This window comes from Bacillus sp. BC05(2025) (genome assembly GCF_056725905.1).
Map to the genome: position 1 here is coordinate 150,485 of NZ_JBWYRA010000007.1, position 26,494 is coordinate 176,978.

Below are 26,494 nucleotides of genomic sequence, written 5' to 3' on the forward strand. Positions count from 1 at the left end.
TTCTATTAGCCTCTTTGTTCCATCTCATTATTTATCACTCTATTTTTATTATACTCCTTCAAAATAAGTAGTAATCATTTATTATTTGACAATAATGTAACGATGTAAGAAACCTCAATGATGCCGTATACATATTCAGTTATTAATTTACACAATACTTTAGAGATATATTCTTTTTGTAAAAAAAAAACAGCTGCAGGCATTTAGCCAGCAGCTGGGTAACTTATAAATAACTTGGAAAATAAATCATCTGTTGTTTCCGTAATTTTATCAAACAGATCACTTTCTTCCGCTTCTTGCTCTTTTAACATCTTAATTGTTTCACGTGCATCTTCAGGGTAATCGGTAATGATACCATCTACGTTTAACTTATAATATCCCTTTAAACTTTCCATATCATTTACTGTCCATACGTAAATTGGCTTGTTTAACTTCCTTGCTTCTCTTACTAACTTCTTATTTAACATATATTCTTCCGCTACATAAAAATCAGCTTTCACATTCTTTAAGTTAGCTCTACTTGCATATAGTATATATCCGACTTTTATATCTGCATTTGCACGCTTAAACTCTTTAATAAGCGGGTAATGTAACGTTTGAATGACACATTGCTTCTCAAATTCATTATCTTTAATCGTTTTTAATACTTTATTTACAAAATCTTTTTCGCCACCATGAAGCTTCACTTCAATATTAAGTTTGATTTTACCCTTAGCCAGCTTAATGATTTCATCAAGTGTACTGATTTGTCCTGAAAACCCATCTTGACTAAGAGTAAGCTGTCTTAACTCGTCCATCGTTAAATCTGAAACATGAAGATTAGCATTGGCAAGACGTTTCAACTTCAAATCATGTATAACTGCTAGTTCACCGTCTTTCGTTTGTAGTACATCAATTTCAGCGTAGTCTGCTTTCGCATCAATAGCTCCCTGCACAGCTTCTTTCGTATTCTCTACACCTTTTGAAATATAACCGCGATGAGCCATAATAATCGGTTCTTTATATGTGTTTGTAATAAAGGTCACAATGAAGGCAACAACCATTCCCGCAGTAATAATTCCTACAATATATACGCCAATAAATTTCCAACGATGTTTTTGGAAGAAACATTTATCTGCTTTCGTCTTTGAATAATCTAATCCTTCTTCTAATAAAACATCTTCGATTGGAACCTTTTGTAAATACAGTCTTGTTAACGCCATAATATAGAACGGCGTCATAATAAAGCTAAATAGATACAATGTACTTGTTAGGAAAACAGAAATAGTTGACTCTGCTAGTAGTGCAAATGTCCCTTCTGGGTTTGTAAATTCATATACTCCCCACAGACAAAGTAAATAAATTCCTATACATAAAAGAAAAACAATTCCTACAGATATGAAAAAACCTACTAAAAAGAACAACACTTTAAAGAAGCTTTCTTTTACTAAGTTTGCGCTTTTTCGTGCTGCCGTACGGAACGGCTTATCCTCTAAAACAATAATAGGTAAAACAAAAATCCAACGAAGATTCAAATAGGCAACTACAGCAAAGAAAGTATAATATCCCACTTGCCCCATTGTTGTCTTAAATAGTTCACCTGTAATAAAATTAGGAATTTGAATTTCAGGAATCAATGCAGATTTATATCCCATACTTAATAGTGGTAATAGTACAACTGCATACAAAACAAATCCAGGTAAGCAATATGTAAACAGAGAAGGTAAATACGTTACTGTTTTATATAAAATTGGACGTAATCTCACCTTTTGCCTTTTATGAGCGAAGTACGAAATGATAATAAGTACTGCAAACTCTGTAAAGATCAGGAACAATGCCAATATAGATAAAATTACAATCGCCAAAATCCCGTATGGTGTTTTCAAAAATGCTAATAACTCATCATTTGTTGCGTTTGCATACCCACCAAAGTACAACAACTTATTGAAAATAATACCGAAAAGTGGGATAAACACAATCGCTGCTAACAATTTATAAGCAAGTTGGAATGTTAACACATTCCAAAAGGCAAATCTAACAGTTTGAAAGGAATGTCTCATTACTCCTGGTATAGATAGTCTTTTACGGTGTTGCATATATTCCTCCACATTCTAAAACGATATTTGAGATGGATTCCACATTTCCATTTCTAACCCATCCCTTTAATAATAATATATTCCGCTTAACATGAACACTCTTATACATACAATGAAAAAAGTGATGGCTACTTCCCATCACTTTTTCATTGACTCTATTTTTTCTCTAATCCTTGTCCAAATGCTTTCAAGAAGCTAAATCCGAATGTGATGGCTCTATTGATATCTGGATCTTTTAACACTTTAAAGAAGTCCATCACTTTTGTTTTTTTACCACTCTTTAATTCATCTGTTGCAAATTGCAATCCAGTGACTAAACTCGATGTGATTTGCTTTGTTACTTCTGGGTCAACTGAGGACAGTGCTTCCCCCGCCCCCATCATGTTGTTGAGTGCATTTTTAACTGGTTCACGATTTAATTGCTCCACCGCGATTTTTGAAACATCTTCCTTCGCAGCAAGCAAACTAATTGCCGCATCTAATATACCAGCCTTCTGCAACTGTGCGAGAAGCTGCATTGTTTCTTCAACTGCTTCACGATTATTAGATAGCTCATTTAGAAGTTCCTCTGCTACTTGCTGTTTCTGTTCTTCCTCTGTTATAACTTTCTTTTTAATTAACGTAATTTCTTTCGCCACTATCTCCGCCCCCTAGTCCACAAGTGATACGTATTGTTTTCTTTGCCATTTTTGCTCAATTTCAACACCATTTTGCGGATTACGCTGTTTATCTCTCGGGTTTGAAGATGGTAACGGACGGTTTCCTTTTTCACGTAATACACGCATTTTCACCATCGTTTGCTTATACGCCGGTGTACACGTATACAGGTCTGTTGCCGTCCCAGTTAAAATATTAATCGCTTCTTCATTTATCGTTGCATGCATCGGTAAATATAGCTCTTTCCCAGTTACACGATCAGTAATAAGCGCTTGTACTTTAATCTTTCCAAATGGTGATGCTAATTCTACAAGACCACCATCTTTCACATTGCGCTCTATAGCGAGTTCAGGTGAAATTTCAACAAATACTTCAGATACTTTAGATAAAATACCCGCCGACTTATTCGTCATATTCCCTTCATGGAAATGTTCTAGCATACGTCCATTATTTAAAAGTAAATCATACTCATCTGGCGCTACAACCGGTGGTATCCATTCATCTAATGATAAACGAGCGAGTTTATCTGGGAAGTTAAATCCGTCTACATATAATAGCGGTGTATCGCTACCATCATGACTACCCCAACATAAACTATTCCATCCTTCTAGACGGTCGTACGTTGCTTGAGAGTATAACGGTGCAAGTGATGCGATTTCGTCCATAATTTCACTTGGACTTTCGTAATTCCAATCACCGCCGAGTGCACGAGCAACTTTTTGTAAAATCCACCAGTCTGGTTTTGAATCACCAAGCGGTTTCAATACTTCATATAATCTTTGAATACGGCGCTCTGTATTCGTAAACGTACCTTCTTTTTCTAAGCTTGGTGCCGCTGGCAAAATAACATCAGCAAAACGGGCTGTTTTTGATAAGAACATATCTTGAACAACGAGGAAGTCTAAATTCGCTAAAATATGTTGTACATGGTTCGCATTAGAATCGACTAAAGCCATTTCTTCCCCCATGACATACATACCACGTAATTTTCCTTCTTCTGCCGCGAGTAACATTGCAATATTATTTAATCCTGGTGCTTTCGGAATCGTTGTGCCATATGCTTTTTCAAACTTAGCACGAAGCGTATCATCTGATACTGCTTGATAACCTGGAAGCCAGTTTGGTAATGTTGCCATATCACAGGCACCTTGTACGTTATTATGACCTCGTAATGGATATGCGCCTGCACCAGGACGACGATAGTTGCCTGTAACAAGCAGTAAATTTGAAATGGCTGCAGAAGTTGTACTTCCTCCTGTATTTTGCGTTACACCCATTCCCCAAAGCACACAAGTACCATCTGCTTCATATACCATACGAGCCATTTCTTTTAGATTTTCTTTCGAAATCCCCGTGATTTCTTCTGTATAATCAAGCGTATACTTTTCTAACATTTTGCTATATTCATCAAAGTTCTTCACATTTTCAGCTAAAAACTTTTTATCGTGCCAATCTTGATCAATAATATATTTCGTAATACCAGCAAGCCATACGTAATCCGTACCCTGGCGCGGATGAATAAATAAATCCGCACGCTCTGCCATTTCATGTTTGCGAAGGTCTGCTACAATCAGTTTTTGCTCGTGTAATTTATGAGCACGTTTTACACGCGTCGCAAGTACAGGGTGTCCTTCTGTTGGATTCGCACCAACAATAATGACAAGGCCTGCTTCAGCTATATCTTTCACTGTTCCAGCGTCCCCGCCCATACCGACAGTTTTAAATAAACCATCTGTTGCTGGAGATTGACAATAACGAGAACAATTGTCCACATTATTCGTTCCATATATTTGCCGAGCTAGTTTTTGCATCAGGTAGTTTTCTTCATTCGTTACTTTCGATGAAGAAATAAATCCAAATGCATCGCTACCATATTCAGATTTAATATGCTGCATGTTAGAAGCAACAACTTCAAGAGCCTCTTCCCAAGTAGCTTCAACAAACATATCTCCTTGGCGAATTAATGGCTTCGTAATGCGATCTTCACTATTTACAAAGTCCCATCCAAATTTTCCTTTTACACATGTGGAAATACCATTAACAGGTGCATCTGAAACAGGTTGAACTTTTAGTATATGGCGATCTTTCGTCCATACTTCGAATGAACAACCGACACCACAAAATGTACATACTGTTTTTGTTTTATTCACTTTCGTCTTACGCATCGCAGCCTCTACTTCCGAAACCGCTAAAATACTACTATATCCAGGCTCTACATCCTTTACAAAATCAATCATCGGATCTAACACATCTGGTTTTAATCCAGTCATGAATCCAGCTTCACCTAACATTGATTTTTCCATTAACGCATTACATGGACATACTGTTACACACTGCCCGCAACTTACACAAGACGAGTCATTGATGCTTACACCATGATCCCATATAACACGTGGCCGATCTAAGCTCCAATCTATTGATATAGTTTCGTTAACCTGTAAGTTTTGACATACTTCTACACACTGTCCACAAGCAATACATTGATTTGGATCATACCGATAAAAAGGATGTGACATATCCACTTCACAAGCACTTACTTTCGGCTCATACGGATATTTCTGTTCTTCAATTCCCATCATATGTACCGTGTTATGGACTTTACAGTTACCATTATTGTTATCACAAACAGTACAATACAATAAATGATTCTCTAATATTCGATCCATTGCCTCTGTCTGTGCCTCTTTTGCACGCTGGGACTGTCTTTCGATATGCATACCATTCTCTAATTTCGTTGAACAAGCACGCATTAACTTCCCATTCACTTCTACAATACACGTATCACAAGTTTGAATTGGATCTACTTCTGGTACATGACAAATTTGAGGATGTTCCAAATTACTCTCGTTAAATAATTGTAGTATCGTCTTTTCACCCGATGCGGAAAATTCTTTACCATCCACGGTTACACGGACTGTCTGTTCTGCCATAGTTTCCCCTCTCCTTACAACCAACTGTACAAAACACAATTATGAATCCGTTTTCAAAATTGCATTACTATACATATTTTTGAAACGCTCTGCGCAAATACTTTTCTTATGAAGTCGATTCTAGATGTTATAAGGTATAACTACAAAAGCTTGAAAATATCACTATTCTACTGTTCTATTATATCGTACATATACAATAATAACCAAAATAATCTGTGATCTTCTTGCTAATAGGTGTTTTTATTTCCCCATTGTTTTATGATAAATATGGGAGAGAAATACATATAAAAGGGGAATTTAATATGGGGCCTACGCAAGAGACTTATACAATTGTACGCTATCAATCTGGTACATTTTCAAAACAGCTTGATGAGATTGTTACAGAATCTCCTATTACGATTAAATTGAATGGTGAAGAATATGTAACAGTCGTATGCACACCAAATTATATTGAAGATATGGTAATTGGTTTTTTAATTTCTGAGGGAATTATTTCTTCCTATAAAGATGTTGAAGAACTATGGGTTCAAAAAGATAACGGAATTGTCCATGTAACATCATCAAAAATAAATCCGCTCTATCAAAATTTATATAATAAACGATACATTACTTCTTGCTGCGGAAAAGGTAGACAAGGTTTTATTTTCGTTAACGACGCAGCAAAGGCAAAAGATTTACATGATATACACGTGAAAATTACTCCTGAAGAATGCTTTCACTTAATGAATACTTTACAACAATCTTCCACTACATTTCGCCAAACTGGCGGTGTTCACAATACCGCACTATGCGATCGAAACAATATCCTCCTATCAAGAATGGATATTGGAAGACATAACGCATTAGATAAAATATATGGCCACTGTTTGCGCAATGATATATCCGTTAAAGGAAAAATCATTGCATTTAGCGGGCGCATTTCATCCGAAATTTTACTCAAAGTTTCAAAAATCGGATGCGAAATTGTTCTATCTAAATCTGCTCCAACAAAACTAGCATTGCAACTCGCTCACGATTTAGGCATTACAGTTGTAGGATTTATTAGAAATGGATCTTGTAATATTTACACACATCCACATCGAATTGATGGTTATCAATCGAATAACTAAAATAACTCCTCAATCGGGGAGTTATTTTAGTTATGAAAATGTAATATATTAAACACTTGAATAGTTAATAAAGTTAATATATAATTTCATTACATATTAAAAAACAAAACATTGTAGCATATATCTTTTCATTCTTTTACAAATTAAAAGAGACTGCTAACAAAACGCATACACAATTTTATAAAAGTAATGGATCTATTTTATTTGAAATCGACCAAGGAGGTTACAACTATGGAAATTCGCTTATTAACGACAGAGGACGCAGAAATATATTTAAAAGTTTGTATGGAAGGTTTAACGAAGAACCCGGAAGCTTTTAGCTCTTCTTATGAAGATGTTCTGAAACATGAGAATCCTGTAGCTGCTATGGCAAAACGATTAAGCAATCCGGATAAGTATACTCTAGGGGTCTTCAAAGATAACGATTTAATCGGCATTGCTACTTTAGAAACAAAGCCTTTCATTAAACAAGAACATAAAGCAAAAATCGGTTCCGTTTTTGTTTCCCCAAAAGCGCGTGGCCTTGGAGCAGGAAGAGCTCTCATTAAAGCAATTATCGAAAATGCCGATAAATTACATGTAGAACAACTTATGCTCGATGTTGTAGTTGGTAACGATGCCGCAAAAAAATTATATGAGTCATTAGGCTTCCAAACTTACGGCGTACAAGAGCGTTCATTAAAACATAATGGCCAATATTGGGACGAGGAACATATGGTTCTGTTCTTAAATGATTAATACTTCAATATAGTCTTTAAAAGCATCTTCTGATTAAGGAAGTTGCTTTTTTCATTACAACAATGTAATCTTCATGTCACCTTTATCGATCGTACCAAACCTTTCCATTCATTATACTAAAAGTGTAAAGTAAAGCACCAATCATGAAATGAACGTATAGCATTCAATTGATACATAAAGGAGAATGTGACATGAAACAAAACAAACGAGCTATGCTTTTAATATGTACTACAGCGATTGTGACTTCTGGGTTAGCAATTTTACCTTGGTTTATCATATAGAACAATTCCTCTCATAATGAAAAAAGCTTATTGCTTCTTAAGAAGCAATAAGCTTTTTTATATTATAAAATCCCCAAAAATTTATTTACACAACTTATAATAATAACCATAGATACGGCAATGCACATGACAACCGTATTACGATCTTGCTTTTCTTTTTTTGAAATTTCTTCTTTTGGATTCATGTGTATGATCTCCTTTAAAAAAAGTGTGAGATAGGAAATTTTTCTTATCCGATGCGAGGTGAATACGAAAACCCTCTCTATCTCACATACACAATAGAATGGAATTGTCATTTTATAAATAAAATGACATGACGTTATGTCGCAACATAGGGTATTTTGTGTCGCTACGTTTTCTATTATAAAAAATAGTTGTGCAAAACTAGTGCATTTTTTATGTCAATTACTCTGAGCGAAAAATCACTCTCCCACTCAATCACATAAAAAGAGTTTTTTATCATTTTCATGTAAACTATACAAGTAGAATGAACAGTTTGGGGTGCACAAGATTATGGTGAAAATTTTATTAGTAGACGATGAAGAACGTATGTTACGATTATTAGATCTGTTCTTAAGTCCTCGTGGCTATTTTTGTATGAAAGCTACCTCTGGCCTTGAAGCGCTAAAGTTAATAGAACAAAAAGACTTCGATATTATTTTGTTAGATGTTATGATGCCGAATATGGATGGCTGGGATACTTGCTATCAAATCCGTCAAATTTCCAACGTTCCAATTATTATGCTAACAGCTCGTAACCAAAATTACGATATGGTGAAAGGCCTCACTATGGGCGCGGACGACTATATTACAAAACCATTTGATGAGCATGTATTAGTCGCAAGAATTGAGGCTATATTACGCCGTACAAAGAAAGATGGCTTCGTTAGCTTCAATGGTATTGAGTGGGATAAAACGAAACATACTGTCACAGTATATGACGAAAAAATTTCACTAACTCCTATCGAGTTTTCGTTACTTGGACTATTTTTACAAAATACAAATCGTGCTTATAGCCGAGATGATTTAATCGAAAAAATTTGGGGTTATGAAACAGACATTGAATATAGAACAATCGATTCACATATTCGCAATATCCGTGATAAACTACGCAAAAAAGGATTTCCAGTTGAAAATTACTTAGAAACTGTCTATAAAGTCGGATATAAATGGAAAAGTGAATAATTACTTCGGTCAGTGGAAAATATCGTACCACTGACCGTTTATTATGAATAAGGTATGGTGAGAACATGAGCAAACTTTCCCTTAAAATCGGGACATACTTTTTAATATTAGCTTTATGCATCGAAACAATTGCTTTCGTTTCTTTTTACAAAAGCATTTCAACAATGCGGATTGAAGAAGAAACACTTGCTCTTTTAGAAAAAGGTAATCGCTATAGTAAAAAAATTAAAATTCGCGAGAGACGGGATGAATATTATAAAGAAATGCAACACGCTGAACACAATAAAAATCCTAAACGCCCCGTGTACCCTGAGTTCGAGATTGCAAATGCGGCTGCACACTTAGTTGAATCGGAATCAATTTCTAACTCCGATATAGCTATCATTATTACTGACCATAACGGCAAAATTATTTCCACCTCAGAACCCGTAACAAAAGAAATGCAAAAACAACTTACTTGTAAAACAGAATCTGTCCCAGAAAGCGGATTAATCGTTGAAAGAAACTGGAAAAAATCAAAATTCATCACAACAGTAAGCCCACTTAACACAACAAAGTTTCAAGGAAAGTTATATATGTTATTAAAAACATCTTTCTTAGAAAATATGTTACTTAAACTCATGAACCAATTCCTTATCATTAGTGTTTTAACAATTATTTTAACAACTATTTCTGTCTTTGTTTTTTCTCGTGTTATTACAGAACCGCTTATAAAAATGAAGAGGGCAACAGAAAAAATGTCAAAATTAAATAAGCCAATTCAATTAGGTATTAAACGGAATGATGAACTTGGAAGCTTAGCAAAAACGATTGAAGATTTGTCCAGTGAGCTAACTTATATGAAAAAAGAACGCAATGAATTTCTTGCTAGTGTCGCCCATGAACTATTAACTCCATTGACCTATATGAAAGGTTATGCGAAAGTAGCAAAGAGAGACACTTTAACGAAAGAAGAGCGAGAAGAATACTTACAAATCATTGAGGATGAAACAGATAGTGTAACTGATCTCGTTCAAGATTTATTTATGCTTGTACAATTAGAACAACACCAATTTGTTATCAAAAAACAAAAAGTGGCCCTTCAACCATTTTTAGAACGAATGGTTGAAAAAACAAAAACAACATTAACTAACAAACAAATGCAACTCCATGTATATTGCAAAGACGATTTAGAAGTTTGCATAGACGAAAGACGTATGGAGCAAGTTATGTTAAATTTATTACACAATGCTTATCAACATTCGCCAGAAAACACATCTATTACGATACGTGTACTCACGGAAACAGATTCTTTTACAATAAGTGTAGACGATGAGGGAGAAGGTATTCCTGAAGAAGATATCTCACATATTTTCGATCGTTTTTATCGTGTTGATAAATCCAGAACGAGAGCTACTGGAGGAAAAGGTATCGGACTAGCTGTCGCAAAAGAAATTGTAGAATTGCATAACGGTTCCATTATAGTAACAAGCAAATTAGGAGTAGGAACAAACTTTATAATTGAACTACCTTTTGAATAAGATGCGTGTGAAAACACCAGTAGTAGTGAACACTACTGGTGTTATTTTGTTCATAAAATCTACTCATTTAAGCTAAGCTTTTGAAATTATTCTTATTTCAATATAAAATAAAGGTACATTTGTCAAAGATTTGGAGGGTGATATAATTGGATATCCATGTATTAACAAAAGATGAAGCGGAAATTTACTTAGAACTTCGTGTAGAAGGTTTAAAGCAAAACCCTGAAGCTTTCAGCTCTTCTTATGAAGATATTATTAATAAAGAGTGTGCAATTGAATATAAAGCACAAAAATTAGCACAAGATGAAAACTATACGCTAGGTGCATTTAAAGATGGACAATTAATCGGGGTTGCAACACTGGAAACGAAACCATATGTAAAACAAGAACATAAAGCTAAAATTGGTTCTGTATATGTGTCTCCAAAAGCACGCGGACTTGGAGCAGGAAAAGCACTTATTAAAGAATGTCTTGAACTTGCTAAATCTTTAGAGGTAGAACAAGTTATGCTTGATGTTGTTGTCGGCAACGATGGAGCAAAAAAACTTTATGAATCATTAGGATTTAAAACATTCGGTGTACAAGAACGTTCATTAAAATATAACGGACAATATTGGGACGAAGAGCATATGGTCTTATTCTTAGACGAAAATAAATAATAAAAAACATCCTCTCATGTATGAGGATGTTTTTTTACTTTTTTCTAAACCACGCTGTATTTAATAGTTGAATCGCTTTCGCAATTTCTTCTTCTGATAAGATCGCAAATCCAAGTAAAACGACATTTTCAGGTGCAGTACCGTCTTTATAGTACGTAGAAACAGGATATACTTTAATACTATATTTTGCAGCTTCTTGAATGAGTTCCTCTTCTCGCATTCCATTATGCACTTGTAATAAAATGTGCAATCCCGAATCTTCTCCTATCACTTCAACACGATTAGAGAAATACTTTTCTATTTCAAAGACAAGTCGATCCCTCTTTTTTCGGTAGACGACACGCATTTTATGAATATGTTTTTCCCAATAGCCTTCATTTAAAAACTTTCTAATCACTTCTTGGTCCATTCTCGAAACACTTTGCGTATAAAACAAATATTCCTTTTGATATCTTTCAATTAAATTCTTCGGTAATACTATATAGCTCATCCGTAATGAGGGTAACAAAGCTTTTGATAGCGTCCCCATATAAATAACTTTCCCATCTGTATCTAATCCTTGTAGTGCCGGAATTGGCTTTCCTGAATAGCGAAATTCACTATCGTAATCATCTTCAATAATATATCTATCTTCTGCTTTCTTTGCCCATTGTAAAAGCTGCGTCCTTCTCGTAATAGGCATAATCATTCCATATGGAAACTGATGAGAAGGTGTAACAAATACAACATTTGCAGTGCTATTTTCTAAATCTGCCATACAAATTCCGTCTCTATCTAAAGACAACATTTGAACCTTTTTTTCTCCTTGTTCAAAAACGACCATTTTCCTATGATAACCTGGGTTTTCAACTGCATAATTACTTCCCTTCAACAATTGAAAAAGTAACTTTACTAATATTTGTGTTCCCGCCCCTAATACAATTTGACTGGCTGAACAACGCACACCTCTAGATTCATACAAATAGTTGGCAATTTCCTCCCTCAAGCTCAATTCCCCTTGAGGATGTCCAAGAAAAAGCAATTCATTATTATGTGGGTGCCATACATCATTTATAAGCTTGCGGTACATAGTGAACGGAAAAGTATGCGTATCAACTCCTGTTTGGGTGAAATCAAATGTATAGTTTTCCTCCCTAAACAGAACCTCTTCTACTTTCGCTTCACTTCCTTCTACATAAATCATTTGTTCAACTTTACATACAAAATAACCTTTTCTCGATGCCGACTCAATATAACCTTCTGCAAGTAATTGCTCATAAGCCGCTTCTACTGTATTCTTACTCACTTGTAAATAGCTCGCCAGCTTTCTTTTTGCAGGTAATTTTGTAAAAGCCGGAATCGTTCCATCTTTAATCTCTTTTTTTATATACTCATACAATTGCACGTACAATGCTCTTTTACTATTCACATTTAAATTAGGTGTTAATTCTAACATCATATCTGACCCCTTAATAAAACTGAAATCTGATACTTTTTACAGTACCAGAAGTTATATATAATTCCTTTTATCATGTCACACATAAAAAATCAAATACCGGAGAGGAGAAACATGATAATGAACAATGGTAGACGTATCGGACTCATTATGATTATTACAGGGGCTACATTATGGGGATTATCTGGTCCAATGATTCAGTGGCTATTTCAGCATACTAATGTATCCTCAATTGATTTTTTAACAATTCGATTGTTGCTTGCAGGAATATTTATTTTGTCTTTCTTACTTATAAAGAAACAAAACATATTTCAAATTTGGAAACACCCTAGATATTCTATACAACTTATTATTTTCTCTATTCTCGGCATGCTCGGTGCGCAATACGCCTTTATTGAAACGGTTCATATTAGTAACGCAGTCACAGCGACATTATTTCAATTTCTTGGCCCTGTTCTTATTACCATTTATGTCGCATTTGGACAAAGAAAATTTCCTGCTTCTATGCAACTACTCGCAATTATAACTGCACTAACGGGAACATACTTTATTATTACAAATGGGTCCATTGAAAATATTGTTTTATCGAAAGAAGCCATTATTTTTGGCCTATTAACAGCAATCGGATTTGCATTTTATACCCTTCATCCAGCCTCTCTTATTAAAGAATGCGGAACAACTGTAGTAATTGGCTGGGGGATGTTAATCGGTGGCATCGCTCTGCTTATTTGTAATCGCTCGTTTGGATGGAATCAGCTTGCACAAACTTTTACACCAAAAACTTTTTCTATGCTTATTCTTATCATCATAAGTGGCACTCTTTCTTTCCTCCTTTATATCGGTAGTCTGAAATATTTAGCAGCAACAGAAACGAGCATTTTATCTAGTATTGAACCACTTGTAGCTGCCATCGTTTCAATCGCTTGGCTAAATGAATCCTTTGGAGCCTATCAATTATTAGGCGGTGTATGTATCGTTCTTTCTGTTATTTTCTTAACGATGCCGCAAAAAGAGAATGAACCTTCCTTTTCAACTGAACAAATATAGAAAATGTCAAAAGAGGTCGTACAAAACTTACGACCTCTTTTGACGTTTTAAAGGAATTGTCCCGCTTTCTGGCAAATACAATTACACTAACAATAAAAATTAGGAGTGTGACACCATGAAAAAAATCGGAACTATGCTACTTTTCTCCTTTCTCATCGCTGGATGCACACAAGCGCAACTTGATTTAGAAAAACCTAAAAAAGAAACTATCGCAACGTCATCCACTCAAGTTAATGCACCTTCCTTCTTTCACCTTAGCGTTTTAAAAGATGTAAATTGGGAAGAAACACCCTCCTTCATACAAGAAAAAATACCTTTAAGAGGTATCGAAGACAAAATTGCAATGGCTGATAGCCCTATTATCGCAAATGAAAAAAACGAAATGATGTGGTACTTTTTAGATCCTGAAATGCCAACTGGAAAACTATCTATTATTGCACTAAAGCAAGGATCAGTAACTCCAACACCCGTACTCTTTCAACAAGAAATTTCCAAACCAACTTGGACTACTTCAAATACAATTGATTCCACTACAAACGAACTCCCTCTCACTATGTCACTGCCTTCATCTGGATTATGGGTATTAAATATATATGTGAATGAAAAATATTATGATCAGTTTGTAATTACTGCTGATTAAAGTGACAAAACTAAAACACTTTCTTACAACAATGTAATTTCTAAGTCATATACTTCGATAGTTTAAGTACCTCTCTTCTCTTATACTTAAAGTAAGAAATGACACAAGGAGAGATGAGAGATGAAAAAAATGATAGAAGTGATCGTAGCAGTAACTGAGGTTTTAGTAAATGGTAAACAAGTTGCAATGGAATTAAATAAATAGTGAAGAAACAAAAATAAATAATTTTACACTCCTTCATTATTTTGATTTCTTATCTCAAAAAAGCAGTGCCTTTTAGGCACTGCTTCTAGCTATTAATAACTTGGCATTTCTGTAATTTGTGCCACACCTGACTCAATGGCTGCTTTCGCTACAGCTTCCGCAACACTTGGAACAACTCTTTTATCTAACGGATTCGGGATTACATAATTCGCATTACGTTCTTCGTCCGTAATGATGTTAGCGATCCCATATGCTGCCGCTAATTTCATCTCTTCTGTAATATCAGTCGCGCGCACATCTAACGCACCGCGGAATATTCCGGGAAACGCCAATACATTATTTACTTGATTCGCATAATCCGAGCGCCCAGTTCCTACTACAGCTGCCCCAGCCTCTAATGCATCCTCAGGGAAGATTTCTGGAATTGGATTCGCCATTGCAAACACAATTGCTTTCTCATTCATCGTCCGTACAAGTTCTTTCGTTAATACGTTAGGAGCAGATACGCCAATAAAAATATCAGCTTGGTGAATTGCTTCTTTCAACGTTCCACGCACATGTTCTCGATTTGTCTTTTTTGAAACTTCAATTTGCGCTTCGTTCATCCATGTTTCACCTTCACAAACAATACCTTCTAAGCTAACTAACGTAATGTGCTTTGCACCAGCTTTTAATAATAGTTTCCCAATTGCAATTCCTGCCGAACCCGCACCGTTAATAACGATTTTTACATTATCCATTTGTTTGCTAACAACCTTTAATGCATTAATAACAGCTGCTAAAACGACAATAGCTGTTCCATGTTGATCATCATGAAATACAGGAATATTCGTTTCTTCTTTTAATCGTTTTTCAATTTCAAAACAACGTGGTGCTGCAATATCTTCTAAATTGATCCCTGCAAATGTAGGCTCTAAATTTTTTACAAGGGTAACGATTTCATCCACATCAGTTGTACCTAAACATAACGGGAAAGCATCTACATTCGCAAATTTTTTAAATAAAATACTCTTCCCTTCCATAACAGGCATAGCTGCTTTCGGTCCAATATTCCCTAAACCGAGTACCGCTGTTCCATCTGAGACAACTGCCACCATATTACCGCGTGCTGTATAGTCATACACTGTTTCTTCATCCGCCGCAATTGCTTTGCAAGACTCTGCTACACCTGGTGTATATGTCAGGCTTAAATCATCCGCTGAATTTACTTCTACTTTACTTGTAATTTCAATTTTCCCTACTAATTCTTTATGCAGTAACAATGATCTTTCATTAATTTGATTTTCTAACATACTTATAATCTCCCCTTAATTTGACAAGCTAGCTATATGAATATAGCTAGCTTGTTTGATCATGAAAACATTTTTAATAAAATTGTCGCTGTTACAACCATTGCTGCCCCGCCTAAACGTGTTGAAATTTGTGCAAATGGCATTAATTCCATACGATTTGAAGCTGATAAAATAGCAACATCTCCAGTTCCACCTAAGCCACTATGACATCCCGTTACAATTGCTGATTCAACTGGATACATTTTCATCACTTTCCCTACAAGAAAACCTGATGCTACCATTGTAAGAACAACTGATGCGCACACAACAACATATCCTACTGAAAGAACTGCTGCTACGTCTTTTAGCGGAATATATAACAATCCCAGTCCAACCATTAACGGCCAAGTTAAATTCTTCGAAATGAATTTATATAAATGGAATGCACCTTGCTCCATTTTTGCTGGCATTAATTTAAAATATTTTACAATTGCTGCCGAGAAGATCATAATGATTGCCCCAGGAATACCGATGAACTTAGAAGCAAATCCTCCGAAGATGAAGAACGTACACGCAATTAATAAACCTGCTCCCATTAATGAGAAGTCAATTGGCTTTTCTGTATTTTGTTCTTTTAATAACTCGGCTTGATTGTCTGTTTTCACTAATACACCGTTACCACTAAGCTCTGGTTTCTTCTCACCTAAACGCTTCATATATCCTGCACTCACGATTGCGAACATATTTCCAATAATAGCCGCTGGAATAAGCTGTGATACAAATGTTGCTGATGATTCATTTAAAATATCACTATAAGCTAGCGACAATGGTAAAATCCCTTCCCCTATACCACCACTCACAATTGGTACAATGATAAAAAAGAATGTTTGCTTCATTTCAAATCCAAATAGTGAACCGACCAATAACCCTACTGCTACCGAAGCTAACGTCCCTACTACTAAAGGTATAAACATACGAACGAAACCTTGTACTAACACTTTACGATTCATTCCTAAAATACTTCCGACTACTAAACAAGAAATATATAAATATAAAAAGTTTGATTTTTTCATTAACATAGTCGCAGCTTCCATTGAAGCTGGATTCATCCAGTTAAAAAATACAAGTAATGATGGAATAAATAACGAAAGTATTGCTGGACCACCGATATTTTTTAAAATTGGAATTCTCATCCCAATGTCGCCTAAGAAAATCCCCATGATCATAATCACCGCAAATCCACCAATCATATCTGCTGGTAATTTATTATATACAGATGCCCCATAAATAATAGCAGCCAATACTACATATAACGGTAAAGGTATAACACCGATTTTCACATTCATAATTTTAGAAGCGAAAGATTCTCTTTGTACGTCATTTCCTCCAGAAAATGATACCGCTTCCACATTCTTTTGAATTCCCATATGGCACCCCCTTGTTTTCTTAATAACAATATTAAAACGCTTTCAATAGTAAAAATAGTTTTTGTAAGTTTTGTAATTGATTTTGTAATTAAAAAAAGTATAAGCGACTTATAATAAGTCGCTTATACGTAAAACTCTATTTTATTTTGGTCAATACATCTTAATTTACTAACTGGTCTCCCTACATGTTGATACACCATTTCGTTTTCTAATACTCCAATTTCAGTCAAAAACATTACATATTTTCGAATAGAAACCCTTGAAACACCAACTAATTGCGCCATTTCCTCTGTTGTAAATGCTCGTCCATTCAGCGACTCGATCTTCTGCCAAATTAATTGCATCGTTTGCTTCGTTAATCCTTTCGGAAGCTCTTTAGTGACAGTAGGCTCTCTTTTTTCTTTTTGCAAAATTAACGAATCTAATTCCGATTGACTAATTTTTTGTTGTTCTTTCATGAAAGTAAGTTTTTCTCGATATATAGTTAACGCCTTTTTAAATCGTTCAAATGTAAATGGTTTAATTAAATAATCTACTACGCCATATTGTAATGCTTTTTTAATACTCCCCATATCATGTACAGCTGAAATCATCATAATATCGATTTCTTTTTCTTGGTTCCGAATATACATTAAAAGCTCAAATCCAGTCTCTTCAGGCATAAAAATATCAAGTAATACTAAGTCTACTCGTGATCTCTCTAATACTTCTATCGCCGATTTTACGGAGTTAACTGCTTGAATAAGTTCGAATCCTCCTACTTGCTCTAAATAATGCGTATTTAACATTGCTACCATCGGGTCATCTTCTACAATTAAAACTTTAATCATATTTTCCTCTCATCCCTACCTTTAGGTATTTCAATTGTTATCGTTGTTCCCTTTCCTACTAATGAATGCATATGAATTTCCCCATTTATTCGCTGTATACTTTCTTTTACAAGATACAAACCATAACCACGGTTATCTCCCTTTGTGGAATAACCTTTCGTAAATAATGCCCCTATTTCTTCTTCTGGTATACCTTTCCCCGTATCTTGTACTGTAATGATTAATGTATCCCCATATTGTATCTCAAGTTCAACTTGCTTCTTTTCACAATTCGTCACTGCCTCTAATGCATTATCAATTAAATTTCCGACAATCGTAATTAGTTCATGAATAATACTTTCATCATTTATTTCCGGCATATAAGAGTCTTCACTTATGATTAATTTTATATTTTTCTCTCTAGCATAGCTAAGTTTCCCAAGTAAAAAACCAGCAAATACTGGACTTTTTATTCTTTCCATAACCCCACCAATTTCATATTGATGCTCTGACACCATACCGCTTATATACTTCTGCAATTCTTCATACTGCTTCATGTGTGTAAGCCCTAATACGACATGCATTTTATTCATAAACTCATGCGATTGTGCCCGTAATGCTTCCGCATATAGTCTAATACCAGTTAATTCTTCTGCTAACTTTCTAATCTCTGTTTTATCACGAAATGTTGCAATCGCACCAACTATTTCTCCTTTTACATATAAAGGAACACGATTCGTCACTATCGTAATTCCATAAATATTTTGTTCTTCGTTTAATTGTACCTCTCCCGTTTGTAATACTTCTTTTATACGTGAATTAGGCATATACAACTCAACATCTTTACCAATAAAATCTTCTTCAAGACCACTTTTCTTAAACAATCGTTTTGCCTCATTATTTATTAAAGTCACATTGGCCTCTTTATCTACAGCAATAATACCTTCCTTTACAGATTGTAGCATCGTATTTCTTTCTTCAAGGATTTTCGCTATCCTGTGCGGCTCAAGACCAAATAAACTTTTCTTTATATGTCTAGCTAGTAATATTGCTCCTATAATTCCGACTAGTACTCCAACTCCAACTCCAATATAAATAATATGTCTACTTTCCTTAACTCTCTCTTTTACATTATCTGCTGAAATACCAACGGCCACCGCTCCAAGTTGTTCACCCGTTTCAGAAAATACAGGTACAAATACTCGCATTGAAATACCTAAAGTTCCTTCTGCCAGCGATACATGTTCCTTTCCTTTCAATGCAGGCCCTTCATCTCCCCCAATAAAATGATGACCTATTTTTTGAGGATTTGGATGTGATTTTCTTATTCCATTCATGTCCATAACTACAATAAATTGAACACCTGTGTTTTTTAGTATTCTATTTGTATACGTTTGGATTGCAGAAGTATCTGCTTTCCCAGTCAAACCATCGATTACAATCGAATCATTCGCCACAATGTGTGCAATTGTTTTTGCTTTCTCTGCTTGGCTATCCTCCGTCGTCCGTTCTACATTATGACTAATTAATATATCTGTCACAAGTAAAGAAAAAATTACAACTGTACAAACTAACAATGTAATCGTTTTCCATAAATTCCATAGTCTTTTTCTTTTTTTCATCCCGTTAATGACTCCCCTAATTACTGAATAGAAAAATAAGTAAGGTGATATTATTTTCACCTTACTTATCTGCTGTTATTATACTTTAAATTTACTAGTCATCGCTTGTAGTTCTTCGGCCATCTCAGCTAAATTTTGCGAAGCTGAACTAATTTCTTCCATTGAATTCATTTGTTCTTCTGTTGAAGCAGCAACACTTTGCATACTAGCTGTATTTTCTTCCGCAGCTGCTGCGATTTCATCAATAGCATTTGTCACTTCATTTGCATCTCCAGCAATTCTCTTCGTTGTTTCTACCATTTGATTCACTTGAGAAACAATATGTGTAGTAGAACTTAAAATTTCCGTAAAACTCACTTTCGTTTTTGTTACAACATCAAGGCCTTGTTGAACTTCCCCATTCACATTATCCATCGCCTTAACTGTATGTTCAATATCAGCCTTAATTTCTGCAATTAAATTTGCAATCTCTCCAGATGATTCTCCTGACTGCTCCGCTAATTTTCTAACCTCATCTGCTACAATAGCAAACCCTCGGCCCTGTTCACCTGCTCTTGCTGCTTCAATAGCTGCATTTAAAGCTAATAAGTTCGTTTGAGTAGCGATGTTTTGAATTGCTTCAGAAATAGCTCCTACCTGCTTTGATTTCTCATCAAGAAGTTTAATAATAGCATCTGACTCGGATACCGATCTAGAAATAGACTGCATTTGTTTTGCTGTTTGTTCAACCAATTCTTCTCCTTCTTCAGCTCTTTCTTTCGCACGTAATGAAGAGGTAGAAATTGATTCAGCGCTTCCATTTACATCTTGAATTGCTGTATTTACTTGTTGTAATGTAGCCGCACCTTCTTCAACACCTTGACTTTGTGATTCAGCCCCACCTGATACTTGTTCCATTACAATTGTGATTTGATCTGTCGCATCATTTGCTTGCTGTACGCTCGCTGTTAACTCTTCAGCCGATGCAGCGACATGTTCTGCAGAAAAACTAATTTGAGTAATCACATCTTGTAAAGAGGCAGACATTTCATTGAAGGAATCTCCTAATTTCCCTATGTCATCCTTGGAATGGATTGTAATTTTCTCTGTCAAATCTCCCTTACTAATTTTATGTGCCGAGTCAGCTATTTTTCTTAATGGTCTTGTAATAGAATTTGTAATGAAATAAATTAATACACTACCAAATACTATAGCGATAGCTATGACAATAAAAGTCTTATAGAATACTGGATTCGCAGCTTGGGTAATTTCTTCGTCGAACATAACTCCAACTACTTTCCATCCTGTTTTCTCATTTGTTGCAAAGATTAAATTCTTTTTATCACCTTGTTCTGTATAAGACACATTTCCTTGTTTATCTTCATAAATTGGTTTAATCCAAGGATCAGTAACTTTTGCACCTGGTTTTCTAGATGGATGACTAACAATTTGCTTATTTTGATCTAAAATAACTGCATAACCTTTTTCACCAATATTAATCATTTTAGAAATTTTTAAGATGTTATCTAAATTTAAGTTAATTCCTATAACACCTTTACCATCTTTTACTTCTTTAGCAATTGTCACTACCATATTTTTGGTAGATGCTGATTGATATGGTGCAGTAACAATTACTTTTCCTTTATTTTCATGCGCCTCTTTATACCAAGATCTATCTGTTGGATTATATCCATCAGCCATTTGGATAAATGGTTCTCTTATAAACTTTCCCGTCTGTGTTCCAATATAAATACCTTCTACTTCTGGATGAAGTTTTATATATTGAGCTAACTTCGCTCTTACTATTTCTTCTTGTCCGTTTGGATATGTATCTTCTGTCAAGATGTCTGAAAAGTACGCTGCATCAACAAATTTCTCTTCTATATTTTGAGAAATAACAGTATTTAAAATCGAAATGTTTTCCTTTGCTTTACCTGTAATTTGTTGTTCAAAATTTGTTTTGGCAGTTTGATATGCAACACCACCGATAATAAGTCCTGGTATAGTTAAAATAAGAAAAAATGAAATGATTAATTTTTTCTTGATACTCATGCATTTAACCCAGTTAAATATTTTTTGCATAATAAGCCTCCTTTATGTAATGTGAATACTTGTGTAATTTTATACAAGTAACATATATAAAACAATATATAATGATAACATGTAATTTTTTTGTCAATTATGCATTTTTACATATTCACTACTTCTAAAGATTCGATCATAAAAAATAAGAGAACTTCAGCCTATATAATAAGCTGAAGTTCTCTTATTTTTTAACAGAAATCTTACAATTCCTTACATCTATTTCCTTACCAATTCATTTAGAGCTTTTCACATAACTAATTGCCTGACTCCCCATTTGTACCCATGCCTGTTCAAAACTTTCTCTCGGTACTTTTACATCTAAATTATCACTTAGAGGATCTCGAATATATGCAAATTCTTTATCATATCCAACAAGTACTACACAATGTTCATTATACGTAATAGAAACATCTCCACTATTTGTTTCCCATGTAGTAAATTCATCTTCATCTAATGGTGCAAATGTTGCATTTGTAATCATAACTACCGGTTGTCCAGCCTTTACACTCTTATAAAGTTCTTCTATACTCTTCCCTGTTAAATCCACAGCTTTATTAGGCAAATACTTTTTCGCTAATTGAAAAAGTGGTCCATGATATACACCATATCCAGATTCAGAAAAGGTATAAATATTCCCTACAAATCCTTCATTCGGATTCCCACGTACACCATCGTTCATAAAATCAACTTTCTTTATTTCATTTGCTAATTTCATTTTATCCACTTTAACACCTGCGTATTGTAATAGCATTGCTAAACTCGTTACTTCACAGCCTCTATCTAGCTCTGGTAATTGCTGAATGAAAGGTACATTTGATAAGATGACCTTTTCACCATTATTACTAAACTCCACTTCTTTTCCACTTTGTATATTGAAGAAGGTTAATTTCTCCACATACTTTGTAATTCCATTTGTATATACATTCCATACTGCTATGGCTAGTAAAGCCATACATATATACCACTTCCATCTCCGTATCACTCTCACGCCCTTTTTAGTTCGTTAAATACGAATAAAACGCGTCAGCATCCGTGCGAATCACCGGTACAAAATTTAGTTCTTTTCCTTTTTCAGGCTGATTTTTTTTTATTTTTTCGGCTAATTCTTGAACGTTCATATTCGTTTTATCCATATTAAGCTCATCTGCCATTTGTAATACTTTTTGTTCATTAATTTCTTTTAATACTTGATATATATCTTTACCATACAAATCAATATGATATTTTTTTGCTTCTTCCTGTACTTTTTGTTCATACACTTCTTGTGCTAACATTTCTATTTCTTTTCCTTTTTGGGAAATGCCTAACTTCCCTGCTTCCTCTCTTACTTTCGTTCCATAGATTTCTTCCTCAATGTCCTCTATTTCTTTTCCATTTGTCGAAATACCTAATTTATCCGCTTCATCGTTAATTTTAATCGTATTAATTTGATTAATTAAATTTACAATCGTTGTATTCTCTATAGATATGCCTAACTTTAACGCTTCTTGCTTTATTTTTGTTTCATAGATTTCTTCTGAAAGAGTTCCAACGTCTTTTCCTTCAATCGAAATTCCTAACTGTTCTGCTTCCCTTCCTACTTCTGTTTCATGGATTTCTTTTTCTAGCGTAATTTGTTCTTTCCCTTCCGTTTCAATCCCTAGATTCTCCGCCTTTTCTTCTGTATGCACCGCATGTATCTTCCCATTGTTTAATTGTTCTTTGCTGCGCTGCTCGTAATCTGTCTTTCCTTTTGATGTTTCAGAAGGAGAGGCACCCCCTAATATACTTAAACTCATTACTCCAATAGTGAATACCGTCATCATTTTCTTTTTCAAAATTAATTCCTCCCTCTTACACGTTCTTTTCCATCATTCCCTATACATAATCAAAATAACGTTATGATTGATATAATCTGCTCAAATACCTTTTTATAATCGCTTCTTCATAGGGCGAACTTTCTGTATATCATACATGTTATAAATAGTTTCTTAACTTTCCCTTAAAAAAGACGACCTTGTAAAAACAAGATCGTCTTCTCACTTATATTCTTTGGTTTTTCGGAAGAATCACTTCAAAACAAGTACCCTCTCCCCATCTGCTCTCTACTAATATTTTCCCATAATGCTTTTCTACAATCCAGTTCGCGATTGAAAGGCCTAATCCCGCTCCTTCTGACGCACTTCTCGCTTTATCTCCTTGATAAAAACGATTAAATAGTTTTGGGATATCCTCATCTTTCACTCCTATCCCATCATCTTTCACTCGTATACGAATTGAACTGTTCATTTGCGTACAATCGATTTGAATATGACCACCTTCATTCGTATACTTCATCGCATTATCTAACAATATGACCATCATTTGATGGATTCGTTCTCTATCACCCATAAATGATATGTTATGTTCTACTTGCAATATCATCTCTTTTTCTTGATAGGAAGCAATCTCCTTATATGGATCTACTATTTCTTCTAGCAATGTATCCATTTCAAATGTTTTCTTATCCATCTCAATTTGATTGGAATCTGAACGTGCTAACAATAATAAATTAGCTACAAGCTTAGATAACCGTCTACACTCCTTGGAAATCGTAGAAATATCCATCGCTTTTTCTTCTATTGTCGCAGATGGTGACTGAAATAACACATCCGTTTTGGATTGAATAACCGCAAGTGGTGTCCTTAATTCATGTGATGCATCCGAAACGAACTGCTGCTGTTTCTCCCATGAATTTTGAATGGGTACGAGTGCCCTACCAGCTAAGAAAAAGCCAATTCCTATTGCACATAAACTTCCTACGCTACAACCTAACACAAGAATTAAAAATAAAGTATGTAACATTTCTTTTTCAGCTGTTATATCCCTTACAATTTGAACTATTTTTGTATCTTGTTGAAATGCAAACGTTCTAAAATATTGCCCTTGCACTTCTATATCTTGCAAAGTTCCTAATTTCTTTGACGAAAACTTTTCCAAATTGTCTTCAAAGATAAAACGGCGTTTGCCATTTTCAATACCTATCTCCACTGTGTTTCCCATCCAAGTTAACTCTATTATCCTCGGGTCCCCAATTGGAGGATATCCCCTAATTTTTTTAGGTAGTTTTTTATCATCTGCATTCTTTCTATGCTGAACGGCTTTTTCTATCGATTCATTTACTCCACTATAAATACGCTTATATGTGTACGAATAAATGATACTACCTAATACACCTATCAAAATGATAAATACTAATGAATTCAATATAGTCAATCGAACGCGCGTCTTCTGAAACATACTCCCCTTTTTCATTGTTCTTTTAATATATATCCAATACCTCGAACGGTTTGAATATCTTTCTGATAACCGAATGGCTCTAATTTTTTACGTAAATGATGTACATATACTTCTACAATTGCCACTGTCGTATCTGAATCAAATCCCCAAACACGATCAAAAATTTGTTCACGCATTAAAATCTTTCCACTATTTTGAACAAGGTACTCTAAAAGCTCATATTGTTTTAATGTTAGCTTCATACTTTGTCCATCTACTTGAACGTCTTTATCTTTTCCGAACAGTTCAATCCCTTTATATCGAATAGTCTGCTTCGTTGTTAAACTACCACTTCGCCTTAATAAAGCACGAATTCTTGCTTTTAATTCTGGGGCCTGAAACGGCTTAACGATATAGTCATCCCCGCCAAAATCCAACCCTTTCACGCGATCTTCTAAAGAATCTCTCGCTGTCAAAAATAAGACAGGTGTTTCAATCTTTTCATCACGTATTTTTTGAATTACTTCAAACCCGTCCATTTCTGGCAGCATCACATCAAGCAAAATAGCATCATATATATTTTGTAACGCTAGAAATAATCCATCTTCTCCATTCAATGCTGTATCTACTTCAAATTCATCGCATAATATTTGGACAATGGACTCTAATAAAGAAGCATTATCTTCTACTACGAGTAAGCGCATATTCTCACCTTCCACCATATTGTTCAATTCTATTTATAATTACATTTTAACTTTTTTCTCGATATGAAATTGGGAAGATTTATTATAAAAACTCTTCCTTAAATTTTGCTTAATAAAAAATTGAAAGAAATAAGATTCCTCTTATCTCTTTCAATTTTTTACTACGTATACCTTTTTGCTCGGCAATTCTAAACAATTTAGCTGGCCGCCATATACAGCACCGCCATCAATTCCTATAATACGATTGCTCCCAAAATATACACCACAATTCTCACTACCATGAAGCGTTTTTGTTTCCGTATGACCAAATATAACAACCTTTTCACCACTATACCCACTATGAAACTCATTACGAATCCACATTAACGTATATGGTTCACATTCCGAAACATGCTTCAATGGCTCAACACCAGCATGTACAAATATATATTCTTCTGTTTCAACGTAATGATCTAATTCTTGAATAAACTTTACATGTTCATCTAATACACGAGATTGTAAAATCGGTTTTTGGAAATTCCCCTCATTAACCACAATATCTTCTTCTACAAATCCATAGCTGTATAACGTCTTATCTCCACCATTCCTTTTTACCCAATGGTTCCATGAACGTTCCTCATCTGTCGTTAACGCCTTAATCATCATATCTTCATGATTGCCCTTTAGAACGAAGGCTCCATCTTCTTTTAACTCTTTTACTTTTTCAATTACTGCACGCGCATTTGGACCACGATCCACATAATCTCCTAGTAAAATTAATTGATCCTGTTTTGCATCGTATTGAGCTTCTTCCAGTAACTGTTCGAACTTTTCTATTTCTCCATGAATATCACTAATAACAAGAATTCTTTTCATATTATCCCCTTCTTTCTAAACCACT

22 protein-coding genes and 1 pseudogene are annotated in these 26,494 nt (G+C 34.7%); 7 read left to right on the top strand and 16 right to left on the bottom strand.

Features of this window, described 5'->3' with window-relative positions; all coding sequences use genetic code 11:
* Positions 1-203: 203 nt before the first annotated feature.
* From ACZ76X_RS20965 to fdhF, 3 genes are all read right to left on the bottom strand, one after another.
* Positions 204-2,075 (bottom strand): glycerophosphoryl diester phosphodiesterase membrane domain-containing protein, encoded by a 1,872-nt coding sequence (locus ACZ76X_RS20965; RefSeq protein WP_479851586.1) that lies wholly within the window; start codon positions 2,073-2,075, stop codon positions 204-206.
* Between the two features lie 155 nt (positions 2,076-2,230).
* Positions 2,231-2,713 carry a helical membrane plugin domain-containing protein gene (locus ACZ76X_RS20970; protein WP_098668698.1) on the bottom strand — a complete coding sequence of 161 codons (483 nt, stop codon included), beginning with the start codon at positions 2,711-2,713 and terminating at the stop codon, positions 2,231-2,233.
* A 12-nt stretch (positions 2,714-2,725) separates the two neighbouring features.
* The gene (gene fdhF / locus ACZ76X_RS20975; RefSeq protein WP_342717813.1) at positions 2,726-5,662 is read right to left on the bottom strand and encodes a formate dehydrogenase subunit alpha; all 2,937 of its coding nucleotides are present in this window, start codon (positions 5,660-5,662) and stop codon (positions 2,726-2,728) included.
* Between the two features lie 302 nt (positions 5,663-5,964).
* On the opposite strand from fdhF, the gene fdhD reads away from it, so the two are divergent.
* Positions 5,965-6,771 carry a formate dehydrogenase accessory sulfurtransferase FdhD gene (gene fdhD / locus ACZ76X_RS20980; protein ID WP_071758886.1) on the top strand — a complete coding sequence of 269 codons (807 nt, stop codon included), beginning with the start codon at positions 5,965-5,967 and terminating at the stop codon, positions 6,769-6,771.
* A gap of 231 nt (positions 6,772-7,002) precedes the next feature.
* Positions 7,003-7,509 carry a GNAT family N-acetyltransferase gene (locus ACZ76X_RS20985; protein WP_000405883.1) on the top strand — a complete coding sequence of 169 codons (507 nt, stop codon included), beginning with the start codon at positions 7,003-7,005 and terminating at the stop codon, positions 7,507-7,509.
* A gap of 343 nt (positions 7,510-7,852) precedes the next feature.
* On the opposite strand, the gene ACZ76X_RS20990 is transcribed toward ACZ76X_RS20985, so the two are convergent.
* On the bottom strand, positions 7,853-7,975 hold the full coding sequence (locus ACZ76X_RS20990) for a hypothetical protein (protein WP_479851587.1): 123 nt from the start codon (positions 7,973-7,975) through the stop codon (positions 7,853-7,855).
* A gap of 328 nt (positions 7,976-8,303) precedes the next feature.
* Between ACZ76X_RS20990 and ACZ76X_RS20995 the strand changes: the two genes are divergently transcribed.
* The 3 genes from ACZ76X_RS20995 to ACZ76X_RS21005 all read left to right on the top strand — a co-directional run bounded on the left by ACZ76X_RS20995 (position 8,304) and on the right by ACZ76X_RS21005 (position 11,154).
* Positions 8,304-8,975 (top strand): response regulator transcription factor, encoded by a 672-nt coding sequence (locus tag ACZ76X_RS20995; protein WP_000238949.1) that lies wholly within the window; start codon positions 8,304-8,306, stop codon positions 8,973-8,975.
* 65 nt (positions 8,976-9,040) lie between these two features.
* Entirely contained in the window at positions 9,041-10,495 is a 1,455-nt protein-coding gene (locus ACZ76X_RS21000; protein ID WP_479851588.1) for a sensor histidine kinase, read from the top strand.
* A gap of 146 nt (positions 10,496-10,641) precedes the next feature.
* The gene (locus tag ACZ76X_RS21005; RefSeq protein WP_000351216.1) at positions 10,642-11,154 is read left to right on the top strand and encodes a GNAT family N-acetyltransferase; all 513 of its coding nucleotides are present in this window, start codon (positions 10,642-10,644) and stop codon (positions 11,152-11,154) included.
* A 34-nt stretch (positions 11,155-11,188) separates the two neighbouring features.
* On the opposite strand, the gene pdxR is transcribed toward ACZ76X_RS21005, so the two are convergent.
* Positions 11,189-12,589 (bottom strand): MocR-like pyridoxine biosynthesis transcription factor PdxR, encoded by a 1,401-nt coding sequence (gene pdxR, locus ACZ76X_RS21010; RefSeq protein ID WP_479851589.1) that lies wholly within the window; start codon positions 12,587-12,589, stop codon positions 11,189-11,191.
* 120 nt (positions 12,590-12,709) lie between these two features.
* Between pdxR and ACZ76X_RS21015 the strand changes: the two genes are divergently transcribed.
* On the top strand, positions 12,710-13,636 hold the full coding sequence (locus ACZ76X_RS21015) for a DMT family transporter (protein WP_479851590.1): 927 nt from the start codon (positions 12,710-12,712) through the stop codon (positions 13,634-13,636).
* A 115-nt stretch (positions 13,637-13,751) separates the two neighbouring features.
* Positions 13,752-14,276, top strand: coding sequence for a DUF4871 domain-containing protein (locus ACZ76X_RS21020; protein WP_479851591.1), 525 nt, complete (start codon positions 13,752-13,754; stop codon positions 14,274-14,276).
* Positions 14,277-14,572: 296 nt separating this feature from the next.
* Here ACZ76X_RS21020 and ACZ76X_RS21025 read toward each other — a convergent pair whose 3' ends face one another.
* The 11 genes and pseudogenes from ACZ76X_RS21025 to ACZ76X_RS21075 form a co-directional block, all read right to left on the bottom strand.
* On the bottom strand, positions 14,573-15,772 hold the full coding sequence (locus ACZ76X_RS21025; RefSeq protein WP_479851592.1) for an NAD(P)-dependent malic enzyme: 1,200 nt from the start codon (positions 15,770-15,772) through the stop codon (positions 14,573-14,575).
* A 59-nt stretch (positions 15,773-15,831) separates the two neighbouring features.
* Positions 15,832-17,178 (bottom strand): 2-hydroxycarboxylate transporter family protein, encoded by a 1,347-nt coding sequence (locus ACZ76X_RS21030; RefSeq protein ID WP_479851593.1) that lies wholly within the window; start codon positions 17,176-17,178, stop codon positions 15,832-15,834.
* Positions 17,179-17,300: 122 nt separating this feature from the next.
* Positions 17,301-18,008, bottom strand: a complete 708-nt coding sequence (locus ACZ76X_RS21035; protein ID WP_479851594.1) for a response regulator — start codon at positions 18,006-18,008, stop codon at positions 17,301-17,303.
* Complete coding sequence (locus ACZ76X_RS21040) at positions 18,005-19,609, bottom strand: sensor histidine kinase (RefSeq protein ID WP_479851595.1); 1,605 nt, start codon at positions 19,607-19,609, stop codon at positions 18,005-18,007. The genes ACZ76X_RS21035 and ACZ76X_RS21040 overlap by 4 nt, the downstream gene beginning before the upstream one ends.
* Positions 19,610-19,687: 78 nt before the next feature.
* Complete coding sequence (locus ACZ76X_RS21045; RefSeq protein WP_479851627.1) at positions 19,688-20,635, bottom strand: methyl-accepting chemotaxis protein; 948 nt, start codon at positions 20,633-20,635, stop codon at positions 19,688-19,690.
* Positions 20,627-21,670, bottom strand: a pseudogene (locus ACZ76X_RS21050) (HAMP domain-containing protein); the annotation flags it as partial. The pseudogene ACZ76X_RS21050 and the gene ACZ76X_RS21045, both read right to left, overlap by 9 nt.
* A gap of 235 nt (positions 21,671-21,905) precedes the next feature.
* Entirely contained in the window at positions 21,906-22,655 is a 750-nt protein-coding gene (locus tag ACZ76X_RS21055; RefSeq protein WP_479851596.1) for a C39 family peptidase, read from the bottom strand.
* Between the two features lie 13 nt (positions 22,656-22,668).
* Positions 22,669-23,490 carry a transporter gene (locus tag ACZ76X_RS21060; protein ID WP_479851597.1) on the bottom strand — a complete coding sequence of 274 codons (822 nt, stop codon included), beginning with the start codon at positions 23,488-23,490 and terminating at the stop codon, positions 22,669-22,671.
* 205 nt (positions 23,491-23,695) lie between these two features.
* Positions 23,696-24,946: a sensor histidine kinase gene (locus ACZ76X_RS21065; protein ID WP_479851598.1), complete on the bottom strand. Its 1,251-nt coding sequence runs from the start codon at positions 24,944-24,946 to the stop codon at positions 23,696-23,698.
* Positions 24,943-25,614 carry a response regulator transcription factor gene (locus ACZ76X_RS21070; RefSeq protein WP_001238609.1) on the bottom strand — a complete coding sequence of 224 codons (672 nt, stop codon included), beginning with the start codon at positions 25,612-25,614 and terminating at the stop codon, positions 24,943-24,945. Before ACZ76X_RS21070 ends, ACZ76X_RS21065 begins: the two co-directional genes overlap by 4 nt.
* Before the next feature lie 150 nt (positions 25,615-25,764).
* Positions 25,765-26,469, bottom strand: coding sequence for a metallophosphoesterase family protein (locus ACZ76X_RS21075; RefSeq protein ID WP_479851599.1), 705 nt, complete (start codon positions 26,467-26,469; stop codon positions 25,765-25,767).
* Positions 26,470-26,494 lie beyond the last annotated feature (25 nt).

Bases quoted from the DNA above. Each gene is read 5' to 3' on its own strand.
- ACZ76X_RS21015 (WP_479851590.1), top strand. From the start codon at position 12,710: ATGAACAATGGTAGACGTATCGGACTCATTATGATTATTACAGGGGCT.
- fdhD (WP_071758886.1), top strand. From the start codon at position 5,965: ATGGGGCCTACGCAAGAGACTTATACAATTGTACGCTATCAATCTGGT.
- ACZ76X_RS21040 (WP_479851595.1), bottom strand. From the start codon at position 19,609: ATGAAAAAAAGAAAAAGACTATGGAATTTATGGAAAACGATTACATTG.
- ACZ76X_RS21025 (WP_479851592.1), bottom strand. From the start codon at position 15,772: ATGTTAGAAAATCAAATTAATGAAAGATCATTGTTACTGCATAAAGAA.
- pdxR (WP_479851589.1), bottom strand. From the start codon at position 12,589: ATGTTAGAATTAACACCTAATTTAAATGTGAATAGTAAAAGAGCATTG.
- ACZ76X_RS20965 (WP_479851586.1), bottom strand. From the start codon at position 2,075: ATGCAACACCGTAAAAGACTATCTATACCAGGAGTAATGAGACATTCC.
- ACZ76X_RS21045 (WP_479851627.1), bottom strand. From the start codon at position 20,635: ATGTCTGCCTCTTTACAAGATGTGATTACTCAAATTAGTTTTTCTGCA.
- ACZ76X_RS20985 (WP_000405883.1), top strand. From the start codon at position 7,003: ATGGAAATTCGCTTATTAACGACAGAGGACGCAGAAATATATTTAAAA.
- ACZ76X_RS21020 (WP_479851591.1), top strand. From the start codon at position 13,752: ATGAAAAAAATCGGAACTATGCTACTTTTCTCCTTTCTCATCGCTGGA.
- fdhF (WP_342717813.1), bottom strand. From the start codon at position 5,662: ATGGCAGAACAGACAGTCCGTGTAACCGTGGATGGTAAAGAATTTTCC.
- ACZ76X_RS20995 (WP_000238949.1), top strand. From the start codon at position 8,304: ATGGTGAAAATTTTATTAGTAGACGATGAAGAACGTATGTTACGATTA.
- ACZ76X_RS21065 (WP_479851598.1), bottom strand. From the start codon at position 24,946: ATGAAAAAGGGGAGTATGTTTCAGAAGACGCGCGTTCGATTGACTATA.
- ACZ76X_RS21000 (WP_479851588.1), top strand. From the start codon at position 9,041: ATGAGCAAACTTTCCCTTAAAATCGGGACATACTTTTTAATATTAGCT.
- ACZ76X_RS21070 (WP_001238609.1), bottom strand. From the start codon at position 25,614: ATGCGCTTACTCGTAGTAGAAGATAATGCTTCTTTATTAGAGTCCATT.
- ACZ76X_RS21035 (WP_479851594.1), bottom strand. From the start codon at position 18,008: ATGATTAAAGTTTTAATTGTAGAAGATGACCCGATGGTAGCAATGTTA.
- ACZ76X_RS21075 (WP_479851599.1), bottom strand. From the start codon at position 26,469: ATGAAAAGAATTCTTGTTATTAGTGATATTCATGGAGAAATAGAAAAG.
- ACZ76X_RS21030 (WP_479851593.1), bottom strand. From the start codon at position 17,178: ATGGGAATTCAAAAGAATGTGGAAGCGGTATCATTTTCTGGAGGAAAT.
- ACZ76X_RS20990 (WP_479851587.1), bottom strand. From the start codon at position 7,975: ATGAATCCAAAAGAAGAAATTTCAAAAAAAGAAAAGCAAGATCGTAAT.